This window comes from Stenotrophomonas sp. YJH_SMC_14-1 (assembly GCF_059372275.1).
Map to the genome: position 1 here is coordinate 559,391 of NZ_JCAFVK010000001.1, position 22,315 is coordinate 581,705.

Here is a 22,315-nt window from a genome sequence, read left to right on the forward strand (position 1 = left end):
ATGGCCATGAGCACCACTGTCTACGGTTTGAAGAACTGCGATACCTGCAAGAAGGCGACCAAGTGGCTGGACCGCTTCGGCGTGCCGTACACCTTCGTCGACTACCGCGAGAACAAACCCAGCCCGGAAATGCTGCTGGCGTGGGCAGCGCAGCTGGGTGGCCTGGCCGCGATGGTGAACAAGTCCTCCACTACCTGGCGGCAGCTGCCGGACAACCGCAAGGCCGCGGACTCCGAGGCCGAGTGGAAGCTGCTGCTGCGCGAGTATCCGCAGCTGATCAAGCGCCCGCTGGTGGTCACCGCCGACGGCACGGTCAGCCAGGGTTTCAGTGACAACGGCTTCAAGGCCCGCTTCGGCGTGGGTGCCGCGTGAGCGCGGTCCTCCACCTGACCTGCGAGCTGATCGCACGGCCCTCGGTGACGCCCGATGATGCTGGTTGCCAGGCGCTGTTGGCGGCGCGGCTGAAGCAGGCCGGATTCCAGTGCGATCATCTGCGTCTGGGCGACATTGACAATCTGTGGGCGACCCATGGCCAGGGCGCGCCGGTGCTGGTTCTGCTGGGCCACACTGACGTGGTGCCCACCGGCCCGCGCGAGACCTGGACCAGCGACCCGTTCACCCCACAGATCCGCGATGGCGTGCTGTATGGGCGCGGTGCCGCCGACATGAAAGGCAGCGTGGCGGCGTTCGTGGTGGCCGCCGAGCAGTTCGTCGCCGACCATCCCGACCATCCCGGCACGCTGGCGGTACTGCTGACCAGCGACGAGGAGGGCGATGCCATCGATGGCGTGCGCCACGTTGCACGCCTGTTCGCCGCACGCGGGCAGCGCATCGACTGGTGCATCACCGGTGAGCCGTCGTCGACCGCGACGCTGGGCGATCTGCTGCGCGTGGGACGTCGCGGCAGCCTGTCGGCCAAACTGCGCATCCAAGGCGTGCAGGGCCACGTGGCGTATCCGGAAAAGGCACGCAACCCGATCCACCAGGCGGCTCCGGCCCTGGCCGAGCTGAGTGCGCGGCGCTGGGATGACGGCTACGAAAGTTTCCCGCCGACCAGCCTGCAGATCTCCAACATCCACGCCGGCACCGGTGCCAACAACGTGATTCCCGGTGAGCTCGAAGTGGATTTCAACATCCGCTACAACCCGCACTGGGATGCGCCGAAGCTGGAGGCGGAGATCACCGCACTGCTGGAACGGCATGGCCTGCAGTACACGCTGAAGTGGCATCGCAGCGGCGAGCCGTTCTACACCCCGGAAGGCACGCTGCGCGCCATCGCCCGTGCGGTGCTGGCCGAGCACATCGGCCGCGCGCCAGAAGAAAGCACCGGCGGCGGCACCTCCGATGCACGCTTCATCGCGCCATTGGGCGCCCAGTGCATCGAAGTAGGCCCGGTCAATGCCAGCATCCACCAGGTGGACGAGAACGTGCGCGTGGACGATCTGGAAGCGCTGCCGGGGCTGTACCAGCGGCTGGTGGAACGGCTGCTGGTGTGACGATGGTGGATGCCGACCGTTGGTCGGCACACCTTCCGCGCAGGACTGTAGCCGGGCCCTGGTCCGAAAAGATGAATAACGGCGGCATGATCGCCTTTTCCCAGTAGCTTGGCGCGGCCATGTAGAAACGCTGCGCCTGGGGCCGGGCGAACAAGCCGGCCGCCGCTGGCAGGGCCGAAGGCGGGTGAGGGTCTGGCAGGCGCCAGGCCCAAGCAGGGCAGGGCAACCAGTGCCCCGGTGCCTCGTTGCCGACGCAACTGTTGCGCCGCGCTGGAAACCGGGGTAGGGTCAATGCCATGTCGATCCGCCTGGCCACCGCCGTCAACAACAACAACCGCAATAATCTGCGCGCGAATAATCGTGCGCGGCCGATGCGGGACTGCGCCCTGGGTAGATAGACAGCAACACACGCCCGGACACCAGAAAACCCGCATCAGCCGATGCGGGTTTTTTTGTGCCCGGGCGCAGCCTGCCCGGGCCTGGATGGCCGGTCGAACACCTTCCCACCCGTGAAATTCCCCAACAGGAGCTCCCCCATGTGTTCGATCTTCGGAATCTTCGGCCTGCAGGCCGGTGACGATCTTCCCACCCTGCGCCGCCACGCGCTGGAACTGTCGCAACGCCAGCGCCACCGTGGCCCGGACTGGAGCGGCGTGTACCTCGACGAAGGTGCGCTGCTGGTCCATGAACGGCTGGCCATCGTCGATCCGGCCGGTGGTTCGCAGCCGCTGCTGTCGGCCGATGGCCAGCTGGCGCTGGCGGTGAACGGCGAGATCTACAACCACCAGGCGTTGAAGGCAGCGCTGACCACCACCTACGACTTCCAGACCGGCTCGGACTGCGAGGTGATCAACGCGCTGTACCGCCAGGGCGGCGCGCCGGCGCAGTGGCTGGAACAGCTCAACGGCATCTTCGCCTTCGCGCTGTGGGACCGTGACAGTGGACGCGTGCTGGTGGCGCGCGACCCGGTCGGTGTGGTGCCGCTGTACTGGGGCCACGACGCCCAGGGGCGCTTGCGCGTGGCCTCGGAAATGAAGGCGCTGGTCGATACCTGTGCCGATGTCGCGCAGTTCCCGCCGGGCCACTATTTCGACAGTGCCAGCGGTGAACTGGTGCGCTACTACCAGCAACCGTGGCGTGACTATGCCGACGTGCAGGGTCGCCAGGCCGATCTGGCCGAACTGCGCCAGGCCTTCGAGCATGCAGTGGAACGCCAGTTGATGAGCGACGTGCCGTACGGCGTGCTGCTGTCCGGTGGCCTGGACTCGTCGCTGGTGGCGGCGGTAGCCGCGCGCTATGCACGTCGCCGCATCGAGGATGGCGGGCAGACCGAAGCCTGGTGGCCGCGCCTGCATTCGTTCGCGATCGGCTTGAAGGGCTCGCCCGATCTGGCTGCCGCTGCCATTGCTGCCGAAGCGCTGGGTACCGTGCATCACGGCTTCGAGTACACCTTCGAGGAAGGTCTCGATGCGCTGCCGGAAGTGATTCGCCACATCGAAACCTACGACGTCACCACCATTCGCGCCTCGACGCCGATGTTCCTGCTGGCGCGGCGGATCAAGGCGATGGGGGTGAAGATGGTGCTCTCCGGCGAGGGCAGCGACGAGATCTTTGGTGGCTACCTGTATTTCCACAAGGCGCCGGATGCGCGTGAATTCCACGAGGAGCTGGTGCGCAAGCTCGACGCGCTGCACAACTACGACTGCCTGCGTGCCAACAAGTCGATGATGGCCTGGGGCGTGGAGCCGCGCGTGCCGTTCCTGGATCGTGAATTCCTCGACGTGGCGATGCGCTTCGATGCCGCGCACAAGATGGTCGGTGCCGGCTTTGGCGGTCGCCGCATCGAAAAGGCGGTGCTGCGCGAGGCGTTCGACGGCTACCTGCCGGACAGCATCCTGTGGCGTCAGAAGGAGCAGTTCAGCGATGGCGTCGGCTATGGATGGATCGACGGCCTGAAGGCGCATGCCGAGGCGCAGGTGAGTGACCGCGTGCTGGCGGCGGCCGACAAGCGCTTCCCGCACAACCCGCCGCAGACCAAGGAGGCGTATTACTACCGCCACCTGTTCGAGCAGTTCTTCCCCAGCCGTGCGGCCGCGGAGACCGTGCCGGGCGGCAAGTCGATCGCCTGCTCGTCGCCGGCGGCCATTGCCTGGGACGCCAGCTTCGCCGCAGCTGCCGACCCTTCGGGACGCGCGATCGCCGGCGTGCACGAGCAGGCACTGGCCTAAGCCCCAAAAAGGGGACGGAGGGGATTAAGTCGTTAGTGGCACAAACGACTTAATCCCCTCCGTCCCCTTTTTGTATGATCGCCCCCTGCGCATTGGGGAATGTTCATGGACGTACAGGCAGGCGGCAACGCGCCGCCCACGAAATGGGGATGGCGTTATCTGGCGTGGGCCGGGGTGCCGTTGCTGGCCGGCGTGCTGCTGGCGCGGTATGCCGGGCCGGCGGCCCCCGAGATGGTCGCCCGTGCCACGGTTGCTGCCGAAGGCAGCTGGGCGCAGCATCTGGCGTCACCGCTGGGCCTGTTCCTGCTGCAGCTGCTGGTGCTGTTGCTGGTAGCCAAGGGCGCCGGTGCATTGCTGAAGCGGCTGGGCCAGCCGGCGGTGATTGGCGAGATGGCGGCCGGCCTGATGATGGGCCCGCTGGTGCTCGGCAGCCTGCTGCCGCAGTTGCATGGTGCGCTGTTCCCGGTCAGTTCGCTGGGCCCGCTGGGCATGCTCAGCCAGCTGGGCGTGCTGATGTTCCTGCTGGTGGCCGGTGCCGAGCTGGACCTGGCGGCACTGCGCGGCCGCCGGCGTTTCGCCTTCACGGTCAGCCATGCCGGCATCGCGGTGCCGTTCGTGCTCGGCGTCGCGTTGGCGATCTGGCTGTATCCGCAGCACGGCCCGCAGGGCGTGGGCTTCACTGCCTTCGCACTTTTCGTCGGCATCTCGATGAGCATCACCGCGTTCCCGGTGCTGCTGCGCATCCTTGCCGACCGCGGCATCGCGCAGACGTCGCTGGGGCAGACCGCCATCGCCTGCGCGGCATTGGGCGATGCCACCGCATGGTGCCTGCTGGCACTGATCGTGGCGGCTGCACAGGCCAGTGGATGGCTGCCGGCCAGCCTCAACCTGCTGTGCGTGGTCGCCTTCGTGGCGCTGATGCTGGGGCTGGTGAAGCCGTGGTTTGCCCGCCAGCAGATCGCGCCGGGCCGTGAAGGACGCTGGCTGCTCGGCATCCTGCTGCTGTCGCTGGGCAGTGCCCTGATCACCGAAATGCTAGGCATCCACGCGCTGTTCGGTGCCTTCGCGGCGGGCGTCGCGGTATCGTCCAACGCGCAGCTGCGCGACCTGTTGATGGCCCGCGTCGAACCGTTTGCGGTGACCCTGCTGCTGCCGTTGTTCTTCGCCATGACCGGCCTGCGCATGCGTGCCGATGCGCTGCAAGCCAGCGACATCGTGTTGTGCGGGGTGGTGATCGTGGTGGCCACGGCCGGCAAGCTGCTGGGCACCTTCAGTGCTGCACGCAGTGCCGGCATGCCCACGCGCGAGGCGTGGCGGTTGGGCGCGTTGATGAACACCCGTGGCCTGATGGAGCTGATCGTGCTCAACCTGGGTTACGAGCTGGGCCTGCTCGGCGACCGCCTGTTTGCGGTGCTGGTGGTCATGGCGCTGGTGACCACGGCGATGACCGGGCCGCTGCTGAACCTGATCGAGCGTCGCAGGGCTTGAGCGTTGAACGGTGGTGCCGGCCGCTGGCCGGCATCCACGCAGGTGTGCCCAGCAACAAGAGGTTGCCGGCCAGCGGCCGGCACTACCGCGCCGGCACCAGTGTCATCACGTGCTGTGCCTTGCCGGGCAGGAAGGGCGTCGGCCGTCCATGCACCCAGTCCTCGTGGCCGGCGCCCCAGTAAGGTGACAGTGGATGGCCGCTCTGGCCGCCCGGCATGTGCACGATGCCGTCGGCCTCGTGGCCGGGCGAGACCACCATGCGCTCGGAAGCACCGAAGTTCGGCGTCTGCACGCGTGGCATGTCACGGTCGCCGGGCAGCTGGTCGGCGGGCATGCACAGCCAGCGCTTGGCGATGCCCGGCAGCGCCCGTGCGATGGGGTGGCAGATCGCCGCAGTGTTGCGTTCGCCCCAGGTGCGCTTCGACAGTGGTCCCTGCTTGGCCAGCTCGCTCTCGGTACGGCGTGCCGCGTCGATCAGCAGCGCATCCCAGCTGTCGAAGGCCGGTGGCAGCAGATGGGCCGGACGCTGTTGCAGCATCGGCCAGGCCACGCCTTCCAGCTGCGCCAGTCGCGGGTCGAGGTAGTCATCACCCAGCTGCGCATTGGCCGGTGCCAGCAGTGCATCGGACAACGTCTCCATCACCTGGGTGCGGAATTCACGTACTACCCGGTAGCTGACCGAACTGGCCGCGGCACGACCGCCCCATTGATGGCTGACTTCCTTCAAACGCTTCAGTGCAGGGTCGTCACTGCGCTCGATGACGTCGTGCAGCAGGGCCCACCAGCGCTGCAGGAACACCGCGCGATCGTCGAGCTGGATCGCCAGCAGATCGTGCTCGTCGAAACGGTCCTGGATGGCGAGCAGATCGCGGATCTGCCGCGCGCGGGCGCCAAGGTCATAACCACCGTTGCCGACATTGGCCAGTGCCTCGCCGTCGAGGACGCGGCCGTTGGCGGTCCACAGGCGATGGTTCGGTGGGTCGATCAATGCCGGCGAGGCGTCGCTGCGGATCGGCCAGGGGGCGCAGTCCTGGTTGTTGGCGGCGGTGAAGCCGGCCGGTGCACAGCCCGGACCGCGGTCGGGGCGGGCGCCGATCAGGCGCCAGGCGATGCGTCCGCTGCGGTCGCCGACCACCAGGTTCTGTGCAGGGATGCCGGCGTGGTCGGCGAACTGCAGGGCACTGTCCAGGTCACCGGCGCGGGCCAGGTCACCGAAGTCCAGGCGCACCGCACCGGGCAGCTGGGCGACCCAGCGCAGCGCGTCGCCGCTGCCATCGGCATGCGTGTGCAGGATCGGTCCCCAAGCGGTTTCGCGTACCGGGAACCGCACATCGGCCTGGCCGGCCACCGCAATCCGTTCTTCATGCACCGTCACTGCGGCGTTGGCCGGTTCGGTGCGGTAGTCCGCCGTGTCAATGTAGCTGTTGGTGAAACCCCAGGCGACGTGCCCGTTGCTGCCGACGATCACGGCCGGAAGGCCCGGCAGCGAGAAGCCGGTGACGTCGACCTGGCCGCCAGCGGCCTGCGGGTCGGGGTAGCGCAGGCGCACGCGGAACCACAGGCCGGGTGCGCGCAGGCCCAGGTGCATGTCGTCGGCAACAATGGCGCGGCCGTCGGCGGTGAGCGCACCGGCCACCGCGAAGTTGTTGCTGCCGACGGCGTCGGCTTCTTCCTGCCCGGTGCCCGGTTTTCCCTTCAGCGTGCGCAGGTCGAGCTGGCTGGCATCGGGCAGGGCGGCGTTGCCGGTGGGTTCGCCGAACAGCGGTGCATCCCATTCGGTGCCGTCGTGGGCGATCAATGCGTACAGCGCCGGCGGCACCACTGCGCGGATGCGGCTCAGTGCAAGCTCGGTCTGGTTGCCGGGGTCCTGCAGGTCGGCGTACATGGCCAGCCCGGTCAGCACGCTGTCGCTGGCCTGCCACGGTTGCGGCGACTGCCGCAGCAGCAGGTAGGCCCATGGCCGCACGGAGAGGCCGGCCAGGCCCTCATTGACCCCACCGACATAGGCGCTCACGGCGTCGACGTTGTCGCCCAGCGCAGCCTGCATGTTCGCCTCGGTGCGCGCGCGCAGCCGATGCACGCGCATGCGCTTGTCGGCATCGATCGCCTTCGGGCCAAACAGTGCGGACAGTTCGCCGGCGGCGCTACGGCGCATCAGGTCCATCTCGAAATAGCGTTCCTGCGCATGCACGCGGCCCAATGCGCGCATCGCGTCGGCCTGGCTGGTGGCGGTGATGGTGACCACGCCCAGCGCATCGCGCTCGATGGTGACCGGCCTGGCCAGGCCGGGCAGCGCATGCTCGCCGTCCAGGTCGGCCAGGCTGCCGCGCAGCAGCAGCCACAGGACCAGTGCGGTGACCAGCACGATGGCGACCAACACGCCCAGCACCCAACGCCATGTACGTCGCATCGCACGTCCTTTCCGAACTCGTGGGCCGATTGTAGCCGCAGGCGCAACTGCGACTGATTCCGATTAGATCACCGTATTTTGAAATGCGGCACCCTATGCCGCATCGATTCACAGGAGCCCCCCATGAAAGGCAACCCGGACGTCATCGCCTGCCTGAAGGAACTGCTGCGCGGCGAGCTTGCTGCCCGCGACCAGTACTTCATCCATTCCCGCCGCTACGAGGACCAGGGCCTGTTCGCGCTGTACGAACGCCTGAACCACGAGATGGAAGAGGAAACCCAGCACGCCGATGCGCTGCTGCGCCGGATCCTGTTCCTGGGCGGCGACCCGGACATGCGCCCCCACGCCACCGAGCCGGGCAAGACCGTGGAAGAGATGCTGCAGAAGGATCTCGACACTGAATACGCGGTTCGGAACAATCTCGCCGCCGGCATGAAGCTGTGCGAGGAGAAGGGTGACTACGTGAGCCGCGACATCCTGTTGGCCCAGCTGAAGGACACCGAGGAAGACCACGCCTGGTGGCTGGAGCAGCAGCTGGGCCTGATCAAGCGCATCGGCCTGGAGCTGTACCAGCTGAGCAAGATCGACGGCAACGGCGCCCCGGCGCACTGAGCCGGCACCGCGCTTCGGTAGAGCCGACCGCTGGTCGGCTGCTTTTTGCAGAGCAGCCGACCAGCGGTCGGCTCTACCAGGCGCACAAAGCAATGTCGCCCGCCAGCACCGGAGCACCGCCAGCCAGCCTTCGCCAGCCAGCTGCTCCATCGCCCGCCAGCCGACAACGAAAAAGCCGGGGAATGCCCCGGCTTTTTCGTGTCCGGGGTCGGATCCGTTTTCAACGAAAACGGCTCTGACCCCATTGGGATCGAAAACGCCAACCGAGGTTGGCGTTTGCCGGGGTAATGCGTGTCAACCAAGGTTGACACCCACCTCAACCAAGGTTGACACCCACCAGGGGCAGGGCCCAAGCCCTTATTCCACCGACAACCCTTCCACCTTCTGCCAGCCGCGCGGCAGCAGGTGGCCGCGGGTGGCGCGGGCGCCGAGGTAGGCGTCGAGCTCGTTGAACTTCAGCCCCATCGTGCGCTGACCGCTGCGCACCTGCAGGGTCTGCCCCGGGCTGATCGCCACGATGGCGACCACGCGTTCAGTGGCGAGCTTGGCCTTCGGGATCTCGATGATCTTGTTGCCCTTGCCCTTGTCCAGTTCCGGCAGGTCGTTGGCGGCGATCGCCAGCAGGTTGCCGGAACTGGTCACCGCCACGATGCGGTCGGTGGCCACGTTGGCGACCATCGACGGGGTGAGCACCGACGAGCCGGACGACAGGTTCAGCATCGCCTTGCCGGCCTTGTTGCGACCGATCAGGTTCTCGAAGCGGGTGACGAAGCCGTAGCCATGGCTGGAGGCCAGCACGAAGCGGGCATCCGGCTCGGCACTGGCCAGGGTCACGAAGCTGGTACCCGCTGCCGGCGAGAAGCGGCCGGTCAGCGGCTCGCCGTTGCCACGCGCGGAGGGCAGGGTGTGCACCGGCGTCGAGTAGGCGCGGCCCTCGCTGTCGAGGAACGCGACCTGCTGGGTGCTGCGCGCACGCACCGCGCCCTGCAGGGCATCACCGTCGCGGTAGGAGAGGGCGGACGCATCGACTTCATGGCCCTTGGCGGCACGGATCCAGCCCTTTTCCGACAGCACCACGGTCATCGGCTCGCTCGGCACCAGCTCGGTCTCGTCGATGGCCTGCGCGGCCTGGCGCTGCACCAGCGGCGAACGGCGCGCGTCGCCGAACTTCTTGGCGTCGGCCGTCAGTTCGTCGCGGATCAGCTTCTTCAGCTTGGCCTTGCTGTCGAGGATGCCGAGGATCTTCTCGCGTTCCTTGACCAGCTCGTCCTGCTCGCCGCGGATCTTCATCTCTTCCAGGCGGGCCAGCTGCTTCAGCTTGGTTTCCAGGATGTACTCGGCCTGTTCCTCGGACAGGCCGAAGCGCGCGATCAGCGCTGCCTTCGGTTCGTCCTCGGTACGGATGATGTGGATCACCTCGTCCAGGTTGAGGAAGGCGACCAGCAGGCCTTCCAGCAGGTGCAGGCGGCGCTCGACCTTCTGCAGGCGGTGCTGCAGGCGGCGGGTGACGGTGTTGCTGCGGAAGGTCAGCCATTCGCTGAGCAGCATCTTCAGGTTCTTCACCTGCGGACGGCCGTCCAGCCCGATCACGTTGAGGTTGACGCGGTAGCTGCGCTCCAGGTCCGTTGTCGCGAACAGGTGGCCCATCAGCTGGTCGGCGTCGACGCGGTTGGAACGTGGCACCAGCACCACGCGCACCGGGTTGGCGTGGTCGGATTCGTCGCGGATGTCTTCCAGCCACGGCAGCTTCTTGGCGCGCATCTGCGCGGCGATCTGCTCGATCACCTTCGACGGCGACACCTGGAACGGCAGCGCCGTCACCACGATGTTGTTGGCTTCCTTGTTGAAGGTCGCACGCGCACGCACGCTGCCGTTGCCGGTCTCGTAGATGTTCCGCAGATCGTTGGCGGCGGTGATGATCTCGGCGCTGGACGGGTAGTCCGGGCCCTGCACGTGCTCGCACAGGTCGCGCACGGTCGCATCGGGGTTGTCCAGCAGGTGCAGCAGTGCGCTGACGATCTCGTTGAGATTGTGCGGCGGCACGTCGGTGGCCATGCCCACGGCGATGCCGGTGGTGCCGTTCAGCAGCAGGTGCGGCAGCCGCGCTGGCATCCAGGTCGGTTCCTGCAGGGTGCCGTCGAAGTTCGGTGCCCAGTCGGTGGTGCCCTGGCCCAGTTCGCCCAGCAGTACTTCGGCGATCGGGGTCAGCTTGGATTCGGTGTAACGCATCGCCGCGAACGACTTCGGGTCATCGCTGGAGCCGAAGTTGCCCTGGCCCTCGATCAGCGGGTAGCGGTACGAGAACGGCTGCGCCATCAGCACCAGCGCCTCGTAGCACGCGCTGTCGCCGTGCGGGTGGTACTTACCGATGACGTCACCGACGGTGCGCGCGGACTTCTTCGGCTTGGACGCGGCATTCAGGCCCAGCTCGCTCATCGAATAGATGATGCGGCGCTGCACCGGCTTCAGGCCGTCGCCGATGAACGGCAGGGCGCGGTCCAGGACCACGTACATCGAGTAGTCGAGGTAGGCGCGTTCGGCGTACTCGCGCAGCGGCAGTTGTTCGAATCCGTGGAACACGGGGCGGGCAAGTTCGGTCATGCGGCGTTGTTACCTATGTCGGGAGGCGGCGACGGCGGTCGCCGCTCGCAATCCTGTGATTATCCGGATGCGGCGGGGGATGCCAAGCCACGTGCAGGGTCCAGCCCGGTTTCGAGGCCATGCCCGGCCCGCGCCAGGTAGCGCCCCGGTGGCAGCCCGAAGTGGCGGCGGAACACGGTGACGAAGGCGCTGGCGCTGCTGAAGCCCAGTGCATGGGCGATGTCGGCCACGCTGCGGCCATCGGTCAGCTGGCGCAGGGCTTCGGACAGGCGGGCCTGTTGCCGCCACTGGGCGAAGCTGAGCGTGGTCTCGTCGCGGAAGTGACGTGTCAGGCTGCGCGGCGACAGGCCGGCCCAATGCGCCCATTCGGCCAGGCTGCGCTCGTCGGACGGGTCGGCCAGCAGCTGCGAGGCGATCTTCAGCAGGCGCCGGTCGTGCGGCATCGGCAGGTGCATGCGCTGGCGCGGCGCGGTGCGGATCTCGTCCAGCAGCACCTCGATGATGTGCTGGCGCTCGGGCGTGGTGTCATAGCCCAGCGGCCATTCGCAGATGCGGTCGGCCAGCGCCTGCGCCAGCTTGGACAGGCCCAGTACGCAGGGATCGGCGGGCAGGGTGGCGCAGGCCGGCGCGGCCAGTGCCATGCCCCAACCGCGCAGCGGACCATCCAGGGTCACCGTATGCGGCTCCAGCGGCGGCATCCAGCCGGCCGAGCCCGGCGCCAGCGACCACGTCCCGTGCGAGGTGCGGGTGGTCAGCAGGCCACGCTCGACACAGATCAGCTGGGCGCGCTGGTGGTGGTGCCAGTCCACTTCCCGGACCAGCCCCTGCGGGCTGTCGAAGCGGAAAGCGACCACCGGTGGGCCATCGTTGCGCTCGAACCAATCCAGTGCGTCGTCCCTGAGCAGGCGCTTGGGAGCGGGAATTTCTGCCTTGTTCATCATGTCCGCTGGCTGAAATGTGTCATCCATTGGCTGAATTGTACTACCGGGCCACCTGACCAGATCATTAAGGTAGGCGCCTTCATTGATCCAGCCCACTGCTGCAACACAGCATTCGATGCCAGATCGAATATTTCCATTGAGAAATATTTTTTTTGGAAGAGAATGCTCCCCCATGATCTGTCCTGCAACCACTCCCCCCAGCTTCGGGCTGCTGCTGCGCCAGGTGCGCGACGGCCTGGTCCGGCAACTCGACGCGTCCATGGCTGAAGAAGACCTGGGGATCGGCTTCACCCACTACATCGGGTTGAAGGTGCTCTCGCACATGGCCCCGTGCACGGCCAACGAACTGGCCCAGGCCATCGACCAGGTACCCAGCGCAGTCACCCGCCTGCTGGACAAGCTCGAGGCACTGGGCTGCGTCCGCCGCGAACCGCATGCGCAGGACCGGCGTGCGCTGCAGATCGTGCTGACCGATGAAGGCCGCGCATTGTGGGCGCGGTTGAAGCTGCGTGGCGACGCGGTGATGGATTACGCCCTGCGTGATCTTTCCGCCGACGAGCGCACGCTGCTGCTGTCCCTCCTTACCCGAATCCGCGATTCCCTGACGACCCCATGAACCCGATCCCGCATTCCACTCTCCGCCGGTCCGGGCGCGCGCTGCTGGTGTCAGCGCTGGCCCTGGCCCTGGCCGCCTGCGCCAGCAGTCGTGGTCTCAACCCGCAGGGCCACGTGCTTGACGTGGACAGCCTGCACAGCGAACGCACCCTGGCCGACACCGACCTGAGCGCCACCGGCTTCCCGGCGCAGGACTGGTGGAAGGCGCTGGGCGATGCGCAGCTGGACGCGCTGGTCGCCGAGGGCCTGGCCGGCCACCCGAGCCTGGACGCCGCAGACGCGCGCCTGCGCCAGGCCCAGGCCCAGGTCGGCACCGCACGTGCCGATGAGCTGCCCAGCCTGTCGGTGTCCGGTGGCTATACCGGGCTGCGCCTGCCTGAGTCGATGGCAGGCAGCGAGATCGGTGGCCATTACGCCGGCAGCAGCCAGGTCGCCTTCGACTTCAGCTATGGCGTGGACCTGTGGGGCGGCAAGCGCGCCGCCTGGGAAGCCGCCGTGGATGGCGCGCATGCCGCCACTGTCGAGGCGCAGGCGGCCCGCCTGAACCTGTCCACCGGCATCACCCAGGCCTATGCCGACCTGGCCTATGCGTGGCAGCTCAACGATGTGGCCGAGGAAGAGCTGGCCCGTTCGCAGAAGTCGCTGGAACTGACCCGCCAGCGCCGCCGCGCCGGCATCGACAGTGACCTGCAGGTGCGCCAGGCCGAGGCCCGCGTGCCGGCCGCCCAGCAGCAGGTGCAGGCTGCGCAGCAGCGGATCGACGCGGCCCGCACCGCACTGGCCGCGCTGGTCGGCAAGGGCCCGGACCGTGGCCTGTCGATCCAGCGCCCGCAGCCGCTGAACCCGGTGGCGCTGCAGCTGCCGGGCGTGCTGCCCAGCGAACTGCTGGGCCGTCGCCCCGACATCGTTGCCGCACGCTGGCGCGTTGAAGCGGCCGACAAGCAGATCAAGGTTGCCAAGACCAGGTTCTACCCGAGCTTCAACCTGACCGCGCTGGCCGGCGTGGTCGCTCCGAACGTGGGCGACCTGCTGAAGAGCAGCTCCACCTTCGCCTACATCGGCCCGGCGCTGAGCCTGCCGATCTTCGAAGGCGGCAAGCTGCGCGCCAACCTGGCCAACACTGATGCGCAGTACGACCTGGCGGTGGCCAACTACAACCAGGCCGTGCTCGACGCACTGCGCGACGTCGCCGACCAGGTCAACGCGGTGCGCTCGCTGGCGCAGCAGGCGCACTCGCAGCAGCAGGCGGTCGATACCGCACGCTCGGCCTTCGACCTGGCCCAGCAGCGTTACCGCGCCGGCATCGGCAGCTACCTGGACGTGCTGACCGCGCAGTCCACCCTGCTGCAGTCGCAGCAGCAGCTGGCCGGCCTGCAGTCGCAGCAGGTGCAGTCCTCGGTGCGCCTGAGCAAGGCGCTGGGCGGTGGTTTCCAGCCCGCTGACGCCGACCGCGCACCGATCGCCTCCCATTCCGATTCCTCGCATTCCTGAAGACGCCCGCCATGAGCCAGACCCAAGACACCGCGGCCCCGGCCGCCCCCAACCGCCGCGGCAACCTGCTGCGCGGCCTGTTCGTGATCGTCGTGCTGCTGCTTGCCGCACTGGCGCTGTGGTACTTCATGTTCGGCCGTTGGTTCGAAGAGACCGACGATGCCTACGTGCAGGGCAACCAGGTGCAGATCACCCCGCTGGTGGCCGGTACCGTGGTCGCCATCAACGCCGATGACGGCATGCGCGTGGAGCGCGGCCAGCTGCTGGTGCAGCTGGACCCGTCCGACACCGCGGTGGCACTGCAGCAGGCCGAAGCCAACTTGGCCAAGACGGTGCGCCAGACCCGTGGTCTGTACCGCAGCGTGGAAGGCGCCCAGGCGGACTTGAACGCCCGCCAGGTGACCCTGAAGCGCGTGCGCGAAGACTTCGCCCGCCGCAAGGACCTGGCCGCCACCGGCGCCATCTCCAACGAAGAACTGGCCCACGCCCGTGACGAGCTGGCTGCCGCCGAAGCGGCCGTGGCCGGCTCGCGCGAGACCGTCGAGCGCAACCGCGCGCTGGTCGACGACACCGTGATCGCCACCCAGCCGGACGTGCAGGCGGCTGCCGCGCAGCTGCGCCAGGCCTTCCTCAACAACGCCCGCGCCGGCATCGTCGCGCCGGTCACCGGCTACGTCGCCCGTCGTTCGGTGCAGGTCGGCCAGCGCGTGCAGCCGGGCAATGCCCTGATGGCCGTGGTGCCGACCGAGCAGATGTGGGTCGAGGCCAACTTCAAGGAAACCCAGCTGCGCCACATGCGCCTGGGCCAGGAAGTGGAGCTGAAGTCGGACCTGTACGCCGGTGACGTGAAGTACAAGGGCCGCATCCAGAGCCTTGGCCTGGGCACCGGCTCCGCGTTCTCGCTGCTGCCGGCGCAGAACGCCAGCGGCAACTGGATCAAGATCGTGCAGCGCGTGCCGGTGCGCATCGCCATCGATGCCAAGCAGCTGGCCGAACACCCGCTGCGCATCGGCCTGTCGATGAAGGCTGAAGTGAGCCTGCGCGACCAGAAGGGCGAAGTGCTGCCGAGCACTCCGGCCAAGGGCACGGTGTTCGACACCGACGTGTATGCCAAGCAGCTGCATGATGCCGACGAGGTGATCCACACGATCATCCAGGGCAACCTGCCGCAGCAGCAGGCGAAGGTGGGCTGAGGTCGCCATGTCCGCACAAGCTCCAGCCGCGCCCGGCGCTCCGGGCGCACCGGCGGCGCCGGGTGCGGCCTCCGGGTTCCTGCCGCCCAGCGTCGCACTGTGCACCGTGGGCCTGGCGATGGCCTCGTTCATGCAGGTGCTCGACACCACCATCGCCAACGTCTCGCTGCCGACCATCGCCGGCAATCTCGGCGCCAGTTCGCAGCAGGCGACCTGGGTCATCACCTCGTTCGCGGTCAGCACGGCCATCGCGCTGCCGCTGACCGGCTGGCTCAGCCGCCGTTTCGGCGAACGCAAGCTGTTCGTCTGGGCCACGCTGGCCTTCGTCATCACCTCGCTGCTGTGCGGCCTGGCGCAGAGCATGGGCATGCTGGTGCTGTCGCGTGCGCTGCAGGGGTTCGTTGCCGGCCCGATGTACCCGATCACGCAGTCGCTGCTGGTCTCGATCTATCCGCGCGAGAAACGCGGGCAGGCATTGGCACTGCTGGCGATGATCACGGTGGTTGCGCCGATCTGTGGCCCGATCCTCGGTGGCTGGATCACCGACAACTACAGCTGGGAGTGGATCTTCCTGATCAACGTGCCGCTGGGCATCTTCGCTGCGCTGGTGGTGGGCAACCAGCTGAAGGGGCGCCCGGAGCAGATCGAGAAGCCGAAGATGGACTACGTCGGCCTGGTCACCCTGGTGATCGGCGTCGGTGCGCTTCAGCTGGTCCTCGACCTGGGCAACGACGAGGACTGGTTCTCGTCGATGAAGATCGTGGTGCTGGCCTGCGTGGCGGTGGTGACGCTGACGGTGTTCCTGATCTGGGAGCTGACCGACAAGGATCCGATCGTTGACCTGAAGCTGTTCCGGCACCGCAACTTCCGCGCCGGTACGCTGGCGATGGTGGTGGCCTACGCGGCGTTCTTCAGCGTGGCGCTGCTGATCCCGCAGTGGCTGCAGCGTGACATGGGCTACACCGCGATCTGGGCGGGCCTGGCGACGGCGCCGATCGGCATCCTGCCGGTGATCATGACCCCGTTCGTGGGCAAGTATGCGTCGCGCTTCGATATGCGCATGCTGGCCACGGTCGCGTTCATCGTGTTGTCGATGACCAGCTTCCTGCGATCGAACTTCAACCTGCAGGTGGACTACATGCACGTGGCCGGCGTACAGCTGATCATGGGCATCGGCGTCGCGCTGTTCTTCATGCCGGTGCTGCAGATCCTGCTGTCGGACCTGGATGGACGCGAGATCGCGGCGGGCTCCGGCCTGGCCACGTTCCTGCGTACGCTGGGTGGCAGTTTCGCGGCGTCGCTGACGACGTGGCTGTGGGCGCGGCGCACCCAGGTGCACCATGCCGACCTGACCGAGCATATCTCGGCCTATCAGCCGGGCATGCAGGACCAGGTCACGGCGATGGGGCAGGGCGACCTGCAGCACGGCGCAGCGGTACTGAACAACATGATCAACCACCAGGCATCGCAGATGGGCTTCAACGACATCTTCTTCCTGCTGGGCTGGATCTTCCTGGCGATCATTACGTTCCTGTGGCTGGCCAAGCCGCCATTCGGCGCAGGTGCGGGTGCAGCCGCCGGTGGTGGACACTGAAACTCCCTGGAAACACCGTGCTGTATTTTGACCCCGCCGCGAGGCGGGGTTTTTGTTGGGGCGACGCTGGTCGCGCGGGCATTGCCCTCGGGGTGGTGCAACGGCGCAGGTTCAGCGCGTGCGATAGACGCGTTTGAACACCACCCGGTCGGAAGACCATCGGGAAATGGCCCAGATCCCCGCCACAAGTATGGCGCCGCATGCGAGCCAGCCGGCAGTGGCCTGAAATCGGCTGCCGACAAGTGCGCCGCAGATGATGGCGGCGACAAAGACAAGCATTACGGCCTCCTTTGATGCGCCGTAGTGGACCTCGGCCTGGCATCCCACGCATACGCTTACGCCGTGGTTCGAGCCGGTATGGCAGTGTGGGCAGATGATGCTGCGCTGCATTGGTGCGTCCTTTGGGGGAGAGGAGGGGCGCTGGTCAGGTCGTGGCGATACACCTGCAACCGGCTCCCGCAAATCTGCCTCCCACCGAAAAGGAATCGGGTGGATCTCGACTAGGAAAAGTACGAATTGAACGGGGAGCGTGAAATGCGCCCCAAAAGGGGGCCGTTCAAGGTCTGGTGACGACGCGCCAGGAGGAGGTATGCACCCGCAGACGACGCCCGGACGGTGCGAGATACGACAGTCCGAGTGGCGGTTGCGATGCCAGGATCGCCAAACCCCGGAAACGAAAAAACCCGCTTTCGCGGGTTTGATCATCTTGAGTCGTGGTGCCCAGGAGAGGACTCGAACCTCCACGGTTTTACCCGCTAGTACCTGAAACTAGTGCGTCTACCAATTCCGCCACCTGGGCGACTCAGGAGATGAATTGTGCGGGACGGCAGAGAGTGTGTCAACAACATTTCACACATTTTTCTGCGGCTGCACGCCCAGGTGAAGCAGCAGGCTGCGCATCGCCGGTGACAGCTGCGCCCATCCGGCGAAACAGGCGCACAGGCGGCGCTGTGCCCACGCATCTGCAAGCGGAACCGCAACAGTACGGGTATTGCGTCGATGATGGCGGGCGATGGTGCGCGGCACGATGCCGACACCAATGCCGTGGCCGACCATGATGCACACGCCTTCGAAGGTCTTCATGCGGATGCGCACGTCCAGGCGTCGCCCGATGCCGCGTGCCTGGTCTTCGATGTAGGCCTGCAGTGCATTGCCGTCGGCCAGCGCGACGAAGGTCTCGCCGGCAACATCGGCGAAGGCCACGCTGCGCCGCGATGCGAACCGGTGTTCCGCGGGCAGCAGCATCACCAGTGGATCTTCGGCGACCACGTGCTGCTGCAGGCCGGCAGCGTCGACCGCATCACTGATGATGCCGGCTTCGGCCTGGCCAGCGTTGATCGCACGCACGACTTCGGGGCTGGTGCGCTCCAGCAGTTCCACGTGCAGGCGCGGGCGTTCGGCCAGCCACGGTGCCAGCCGCGAAGGCAGGTAGTTGGTCAGTGCTGCGGTGTTGGCATACAGATGCAGTGTGCCGCGCGCGCCGTGCGCGAACGCCTGCAGTTCACCGCGCAGCTGCGCCTGCTGCTGCAGGATCAATCGTGCATGGTGGGCGAGGGCGGCGCCGGCTTCGGTCAGGCTGACGCCGCGGGGGTGCCGGTTCACCAACGCGGTGCCGGCATCGGCTTCGATCGTGCGCAGGCGTTCGCTGGCCGACGCCAGTGCCAGGTTTGCCTGCGCTGCGCCGGCCGTGATGCTGCCCGCCTCGGCAATCGCCAGGAACAGGCGCAGGTCGGCGATATCCATCCGCATGTGATGCCCTCATCGCAACGGCTGCGCCTTCGGATCAGCCGAAGGCAAGGCCGGAAACACCGCATTGTGCGCCGAGCAGCCGGCCGATCCAATGAAGGCATGAATGAATCGATGTACTTCTACGTGCTGCTGGTGGCGGTGTTCGTGCTGGCCGGTGTGGTCAAGGGTGTGACTGGCATGGGGTTGCCGACGGTGGCGATGGGGCTGCTGGGCAGCACGCTGTCGCCGGTGGCGGCAGCGTCGATGCTGTTCATTCCCACTTTCGTCACCAATGCGTGGCAGCTGTTGTCCGGGCCGTCACTGGACCGCATCGTGCGGCGCCTGTGGCCGATGATGCTGGCCGTGGTGGTGGTGACGCTGGGCTCGGCCGCGCTGCTGGTGCGGGTCGATCGCACTTGGTCGCGCGTTGCGCTGGGCGTGGCATTGGTGGTCTATGCCGCCTATGCGTTGCTTGCGCCGGTGTTCCGCGTGCAGCAGCGGCGCGAGCGTTGGCTGGGGCCGCTGGTGGGTGCGTTGTCGGGCGTGGTGACCGGCGCCACCGGCGTGTTCGTGATGCCGGCGGTGCCGTACCTGCAGTCGCTGGGGTTGCAGCGCGAGGAGCTGGTGCAGGCGCTGGGGCTGGCGTTCACGGTGTCAACGATTTCGCTGACCGCCGGCCTGGTGCTGCACGGCGCATTCGGCATCCAGCAGCTGGGGCTGAGTGCGCTGGCGGTGCTGCCGGCATTGCTGGGCATGTGGCTGGGGCAGGTGATCCGGCAGCGCATCAGTGCGCGGGTGTTCCGGGGCTGCTTCCTGGGTTTCCTGCTGCTGCTCGGGCTGGAACTGGTGCTGCGGCCGCTGCTCTGATGCCGGATTCCGGGCATGAAAAAACCCGCTTTCGCGGGTTTTTCTCATTCTCGACGTGGTGCCCAGGAGAGGACTCGAACCTCCACGGTTTTACCCGCTAGTACCTGAAACTAGTGCGTCTACCAATTCCGCCACCTGGGCGTCGAGGAGCGAGATTATGGGGTGTTGTTACGGGGGTGTCAACACTTTTTCTGGATCCGGTGTCGGACCTCGTTTCGCGTGCGGAGCGGGCTCTGACCCCATCTCACTCGCTTGGGGGCAGTGCCCTTTCCTTCGAAAAGAGATCCGACCCCGCTGCTGGATTGCAGGCAAAAAAAATCCCCGCCGAAGCGAGGAGTTTTTTCGTTGGTGCCCAGGAGAGGACTCGAACCTCCACGGTTTTACCCGCTAGTACCTGAAACTAGTGCGTCTACCAATTCCGCCACCTGGGCGTTCCAGAGGCGCAATTGTGAAGATGAATCCGCAGGCTGTCAACGACTTCCTGAATATTTTTCACGCAAGGCCTTCACGACGGCCACTGACCCGTTCTGCACGCCGTCAACGGCTACCATGTAGGGCGATGACTACCAAAAAACCAAGCAAGGGCGGGAGCACCTCCCGCGGCCAGGCCCCGAAGAAGGGCGCCAAGGCGGGCACGGCCCGCACCACCAAGCCGGGCAAGCCGTTGCCGGGCTGGTTCCCCGAATTGAATGAAGGCGGCGCACCGCCGCGTGGCCGCAAGGTCCGCAGCAGCGACGCACCGGGCCCGGCCCCGGGCCGCAAGTTGCCGCCGACCGGCAAGGTGATCGACGATCCCTATGCCGCCCGCGAAGCAGAGAAGTACGAACAGCCCATCGCCAGCCGCGAAGCCATCCTGGCCCTGCTGGAGCGTTGCGAAGGGCCGCAGACGGCAGAGGAACTGGGCGCACGCCTGGGCCTGACCGCCCCGGACCGTGCCGAAGCACTGTCGCGCCGGCTCGGCGCCATGGTCCGCGACGGCCAGCTGGTGCAGAACCGCCGCGGCGGCTTCGCCCCGATCCAGACCCTGAACCTGGTCACCGGCGTGGTGATCGCCAACCCGGAGGGGTTCGGCTTCCTGCGCCCGGTCGAGGGCGGCGACGACCTGTTCCTGCCGCCGTATGAAATGCGCAAGGTCATGCACGGCGACAAGGTGCTGGCCCGCGTGACCGGCATCGACCACCGTGGCCGCCGCGAAGGCAGCATCGCCCGCGTGCTGGAGCGCGGCATGACCCGCCTGATCGGTCGCTTCAGCATCGAGATGGGCATCAACTATGTGGTGCCCGACGACAAGCGCGTGCAGCGCAACGTGCAGGTGCCGCCGGACCAGACCGGTGGTGCGCGCGACGGCCAGCTGGTGGTCTGCGAACTGACCCAGGCGCCGGACAGCCGTCGCCCGCCGATCGGCCGCATCATCGCCGTGCTCGGCGACAAGCTGACCGCCTCGCTGGTGGTGGAGACCGCGATCCACGGCCATGAACTGCCGTTCGAGTTCCCGCAGGAAGTGCTGGACGAAGCCGCCTCGGTGCCGCTGGTGGTCGAGCCGGCGATGATCGGTGACCGCGTGGACCTGCGCAGCATGCCGCTGGTCACCATCGACGGTGAAGATGCCAAGGACTTCGACGACGCGGTGTACTGCGAGCCGAACGCCGATGGCTTCCGGCTGGTGGTGGCGATTGCCGATGTCTCCAACTACGTCCGGCCCGGCACGCCACTGGACGAAGAGGCGCAGAAGCGTGCCACCTCGGTGTACTTCCCGGGCTTCGTGGTGCCTATGCTGCCGGAGACGCTGTCCAACGGCATCTGTTCGCTGATGCCGAAGGTCGACCGCATGTGCTTCGTCTGCGACATGCAGATCGACCGCGACGGTCTGGTCACGCATTCGCGCTTCTACGAAGCGGTGATGAACTCGCATGCGCGCCTGACCTACACCCAGGTGTGGAAGGCGGTGGGTGAGGACGATGCCGATACCAAGGCCTGGATGGGCGACTTGCTGCCGCAGGTGCAGCGCCTGCACCAGCTGTACAAGGTCCTGTCCAAGGCGCGTGCCAAGCGTGGCGCCATCGAGTTCGAAAGCAGCGAAGTGCGCTTCGTGCTGGACAACCGCGGTGAAGTGACCCAGGCCGGCATGCTGGTTCGCAATGACGCGCACAAGCTGATCGAGGAATGCATGATCGCGGCCAATGTGGAGGCGGCGAAGTACCTGCTGTCGCGCCATGTGCCGGCCCCGTACCGCATCCACGAGAAGCCGCCGGAAACCAAGTACGCCGACCTGCTGGAATTCCTCAAGGAGTTCAAGCTGAGCCTGCCGCCGTGGTCGAAGGTGCGCCCGGGCGATTACACCAAGCTGCTGAAGAAGATCCGCGACCGCCCCGATGCCACGCTGCTGGAATCGGTGCTGCTGCGCAGCCAGAGCCTGGCGATCTACAGCCCGGAAAACCACGGTCATTTCGGCCTGGCACTGGAGGCGTACGCGCACTTCACCTCGCCGATCCGCCGTTACCCCGACCTGCTGGTACACCGCGCGATCAAGCACGCGCTGTCCGGCAAGCCGCTGGACAAGTTCACCTACAACGCGCGCGAAATGGCTGCGCTGGCGCTGCAGTGCTCAGAGCGCGAGCGCCGTGCCGATGAAGCCGAACGCGAGGTCGACGAGCGTTACCGCGCGGCGTGGATGGAAAAGCACGTGGGTGGCCAGTTCGATGGCGTGATCAGCGGCGTGACCAGCTTCGGCCTGTTCGTGGAGCTGGATGAGTCGAAGGTGCAGGGCCTGGTGCACGTGACCCAGCTGCCGCAGGACTATTACAAGTTCGACGCCACGCGCAAGACGCTGACCGGCGAGCGCCGCGGCAGCAGCTACCGGCTGGGTGACCGCGTGCGGATCCTGGTCCTGAAGGCCAGCATGGAAGAGCGCAAGATCGACTTCCGCCTGGTCGAACACAAGGGCGAGGACGAGGGCGACGGCCTGCCGCCGCTGCCGGAGCGTGGCAAGCCGGCCAAGCGGAAGAAAGAGAAATACTGATGACCGTGGTAGTGCCGGCCGCTGGCCGGCAT

At 66.9% G+C, this 22,315-nt stretch carries 16 protein-coding genes and 3 tRNA genes; 11 read left to right on the plus strand and 8 right to left on the minus strand.

Annotation, left to right across the window (positions count from 1 at the left end):
- From AC5P9P_RS02740 to AC5P9P_RS02755, 4 genes are all read left to right on the plus strand, one after another.
- Nucleotides 1–372 (plus strand): arsenate reductase, encoded by a 372-nt coding sequence (locus tag AC5P9P_RS02740; RefSeq protein WP_172958409.1) that lies wholly within the window; start codon nt 1–3, stop codon nt 370–372.
- A complete protein-coding gene (gene dapE / locus AC5P9P_RS02745) occupies nt 369–1,496 on the plus strand; it encodes a succinyl-diaminopimelate desuccinylase (protein WP_495232592.1) in 1,128 nt (375 codons plus the stop codon). Before AC5P9P_RS02740 ends, dapE begins: the two co-directional genes overlap by 4 nt.
- A 536-nt stretch (nt 1,497–2,032) precedes the next feature.
- Nucleotides 2,033–3,724 carry an asparagine synthase B gene (gene asnB / locus AC5P9P_RS02750; RefSeq protein WP_005408760.1) on the plus strand — a complete coding sequence of 564 codons (1,692 nt, stop codon included), beginning with the start codon at nt 2,033–2,035 and terminating at the stop codon, nt 3,722–3,724.
- Nucleotides 3,725–3,823: 99 nt separating this feature from the next.
- Nucleotides 3,824–5,212 (plus strand): cation:proton antiporter domain-containing protein, encoded by a 1,389-nt coding sequence (locus AC5P9P_RS02755; protein ID WP_111108346.1) that lies wholly within the window; start codon nt 3,824–3,826, stop codon nt 5,210–5,212.
- Nucleotides 5,213–5,294: 82 nt separating this feature from the next.
- On the opposite strand, the gene AC5P9P_RS02760 is transcribed toward AC5P9P_RS02755, so the two are convergent.
- Entirely contained in the window at nt 5,295–7,622 is a 2,328-nt protein-coding gene (locus AC5P9P_RS02760) for a penicillin acylase family protein (RefSeq protein WP_164227161.1), read from the minus strand.
- A 123-nt stretch (nt 7,623–7,745) separates the two neighbouring features.
- Here AC5P9P_RS02760 and bfr point away from each other — a divergent pair, with 123 nt between their 5' ends.
- Nucleotides 7,746–8,234, plus strand: coding sequence for a bacterioferritin (bfr, locus tag AC5P9P_RS02765; RefSeq protein ID WP_005408763.1), 489 nt, complete (start codon nt 7,746–7,748; stop codon nt 8,232–8,234).
- Between the two features lie 357 nt (nt 8,235–8,591).
- Here bfr and parC read toward each other — a convergent pair whose 3' ends face one another.
- On the minus strand, nt 8,592–10,835 hold the full coding sequence (gene parC, locus AC5P9P_RS02770; protein ID WP_033834099.1) for a DNA topoisomerase IV subunit A: 2,244 nt from the start codon (nt 10,833–10,835) through the stop codon (nt 8,592–8,594).
- 59 nt (nt 10,836–10,894) lie between these two features.
- Entirely contained in the window at nt 10,895–11,776 is an 882-nt protein-coding gene (locus AC5P9P_RS02775) for a helix-turn-helix domain-containing protein (RefSeq protein ID WP_005408765.1), read from the minus strand.
- 172 nt (nt 11,777–11,948) lie between these two features.
- Between AC5P9P_RS02775 and emrR the strand changes: the two genes are divergently transcribed.
- Genes emrR through emrB form a run of 4 tightly spaced genes read left to right on the plus strand, consistent with a single transcriptional unit; the run spans nt 11,949 to nt 16,669 of the window.
- Nucleotides 11,949–12,392, plus strand: a complete 444-nt coding sequence (gene emrR, locus AC5P9P_RS02780) for a multidrug efflux system transcriptional regulator EmrR (protein ID WP_005408766.1) — start codon at nt 11,949–11,951, stop codon at nt 12,390–12,392.
- Entirely contained in the window at nt 12,389–13,882 is a 1,494-nt protein-coding gene (gene emrC, locus AC5P9P_RS02785; protein WP_033834101.1) for a multidrug efflux transporter outer membrane subunit EmrC, read from the plus strand. The genes emrR and emrC overlap by 4 nt, the downstream gene beginning before the upstream one ends.
- Nucleotides 13,883–13,893: 11 nt before the next feature.
- On the plus strand, nt 13,894–15,075 hold the full coding sequence (emrA, locus tag AC5P9P_RS02790; RefSeq protein ID WP_005408768.1) for a multidrug efflux MFS transporter periplasmic adaptor subunit EmrA: 1,182 nt from the start codon (nt 13,894–13,896) through the stop codon (nt 15,073–15,075).
- A gap of 7 nt (nt 15,076–15,082) precedes the next feature.
- Nucleotides 15,083–16,669 (plus strand): multidrug efflux MFS transporter permease subunit EmrB, encoded by a 1,587-nt coding sequence (emrB, locus tag AC5P9P_RS02795; RefSeq protein ID WP_005408769.1) that lies wholly within the window; start codon nt 15,083–15,085, stop codon nt 16,667–16,669.
- 111 nt (nt 16,670–16,780) lie between these two features.
- Here the strand turns inward: emrB and AC5P9P_RS02800 are convergent, their stop codons facing one another.
- The 3 genes from AC5P9P_RS02800 to AC5P9P_RS02810 form a co-directional block, all read right to left on the minus strand.
- On the minus strand, nt 16,781–17,059 hold the full coding sequence (locus AC5P9P_RS02800) for a hypothetical protein (protein WP_049453161.1): 279 nt from the start codon (nt 17,057–17,059) through the stop codon (nt 16,781–16,783).
- Between the two features lie 324 nt (nt 17,060–17,383).
- Nucleotides 17,384–17,468: transfer RNA gene (locus AC5P9P_RS02805), tRNA-Leu, on the minus strand.
- Between the two features lie 50 nt (nt 17,469–17,518).
- Nucleotides 17,519–18,418, minus strand: coding sequence for a LysR family transcriptional regulator (locus tag AC5P9P_RS02810; protein ID WP_495232593.1), 900 nt, complete (start codon nt 18,416–18,418; stop codon nt 17,519–17,521).
- Nucleotides 18,419–18,517: 99 nt separating this feature from the next.
- Between AC5P9P_RS02810 and AC5P9P_RS02815 the strand changes: the two genes are divergently transcribed.
- Nucleotides 18,518–19,264: a sulfite exporter TauE/SafE family protein gene (locus tag AC5P9P_RS02815; protein ID WP_033834104.1), complete on the plus strand. Its 747-nt coding sequence runs from the start codon at nt 18,518–18,520 to the stop codon at nt 19,262–19,264.
- A 56-nt stretch (nt 19,265–19,320) separates the two neighbouring features.
- Here the strand turns inward: AC5P9P_RS02815 and AC5P9P_RS02820 are convergent.
- Nucleotides 19,321–19,405 (minus strand) — tRNA-Leu (locus tag AC5P9P_RS02820).
- Between the two features lie 205 nt (nt 19,406–19,610).
- A tRNA-Leu gene (locus AC5P9P_RS02825) sits at nt 19,611–19,695 on the minus strand.
- A gap of 128 nt (nt 19,696–19,823) precedes the next feature.
- Between AC5P9P_RS02825 and rnr the strand changes: the two genes are divergently transcribed.
- A complete protein-coding gene (gene rnr, locus AC5P9P_RS02830) occupies nt 19,824–22,283 on the plus strand; it encodes a ribonuclease R (protein WP_024957860.1) in 2,460 nt (819 codons plus the stop codon).
- The last annotated feature ends 32 nt before the right edge of the window (nt 22,284–22,315 follow it).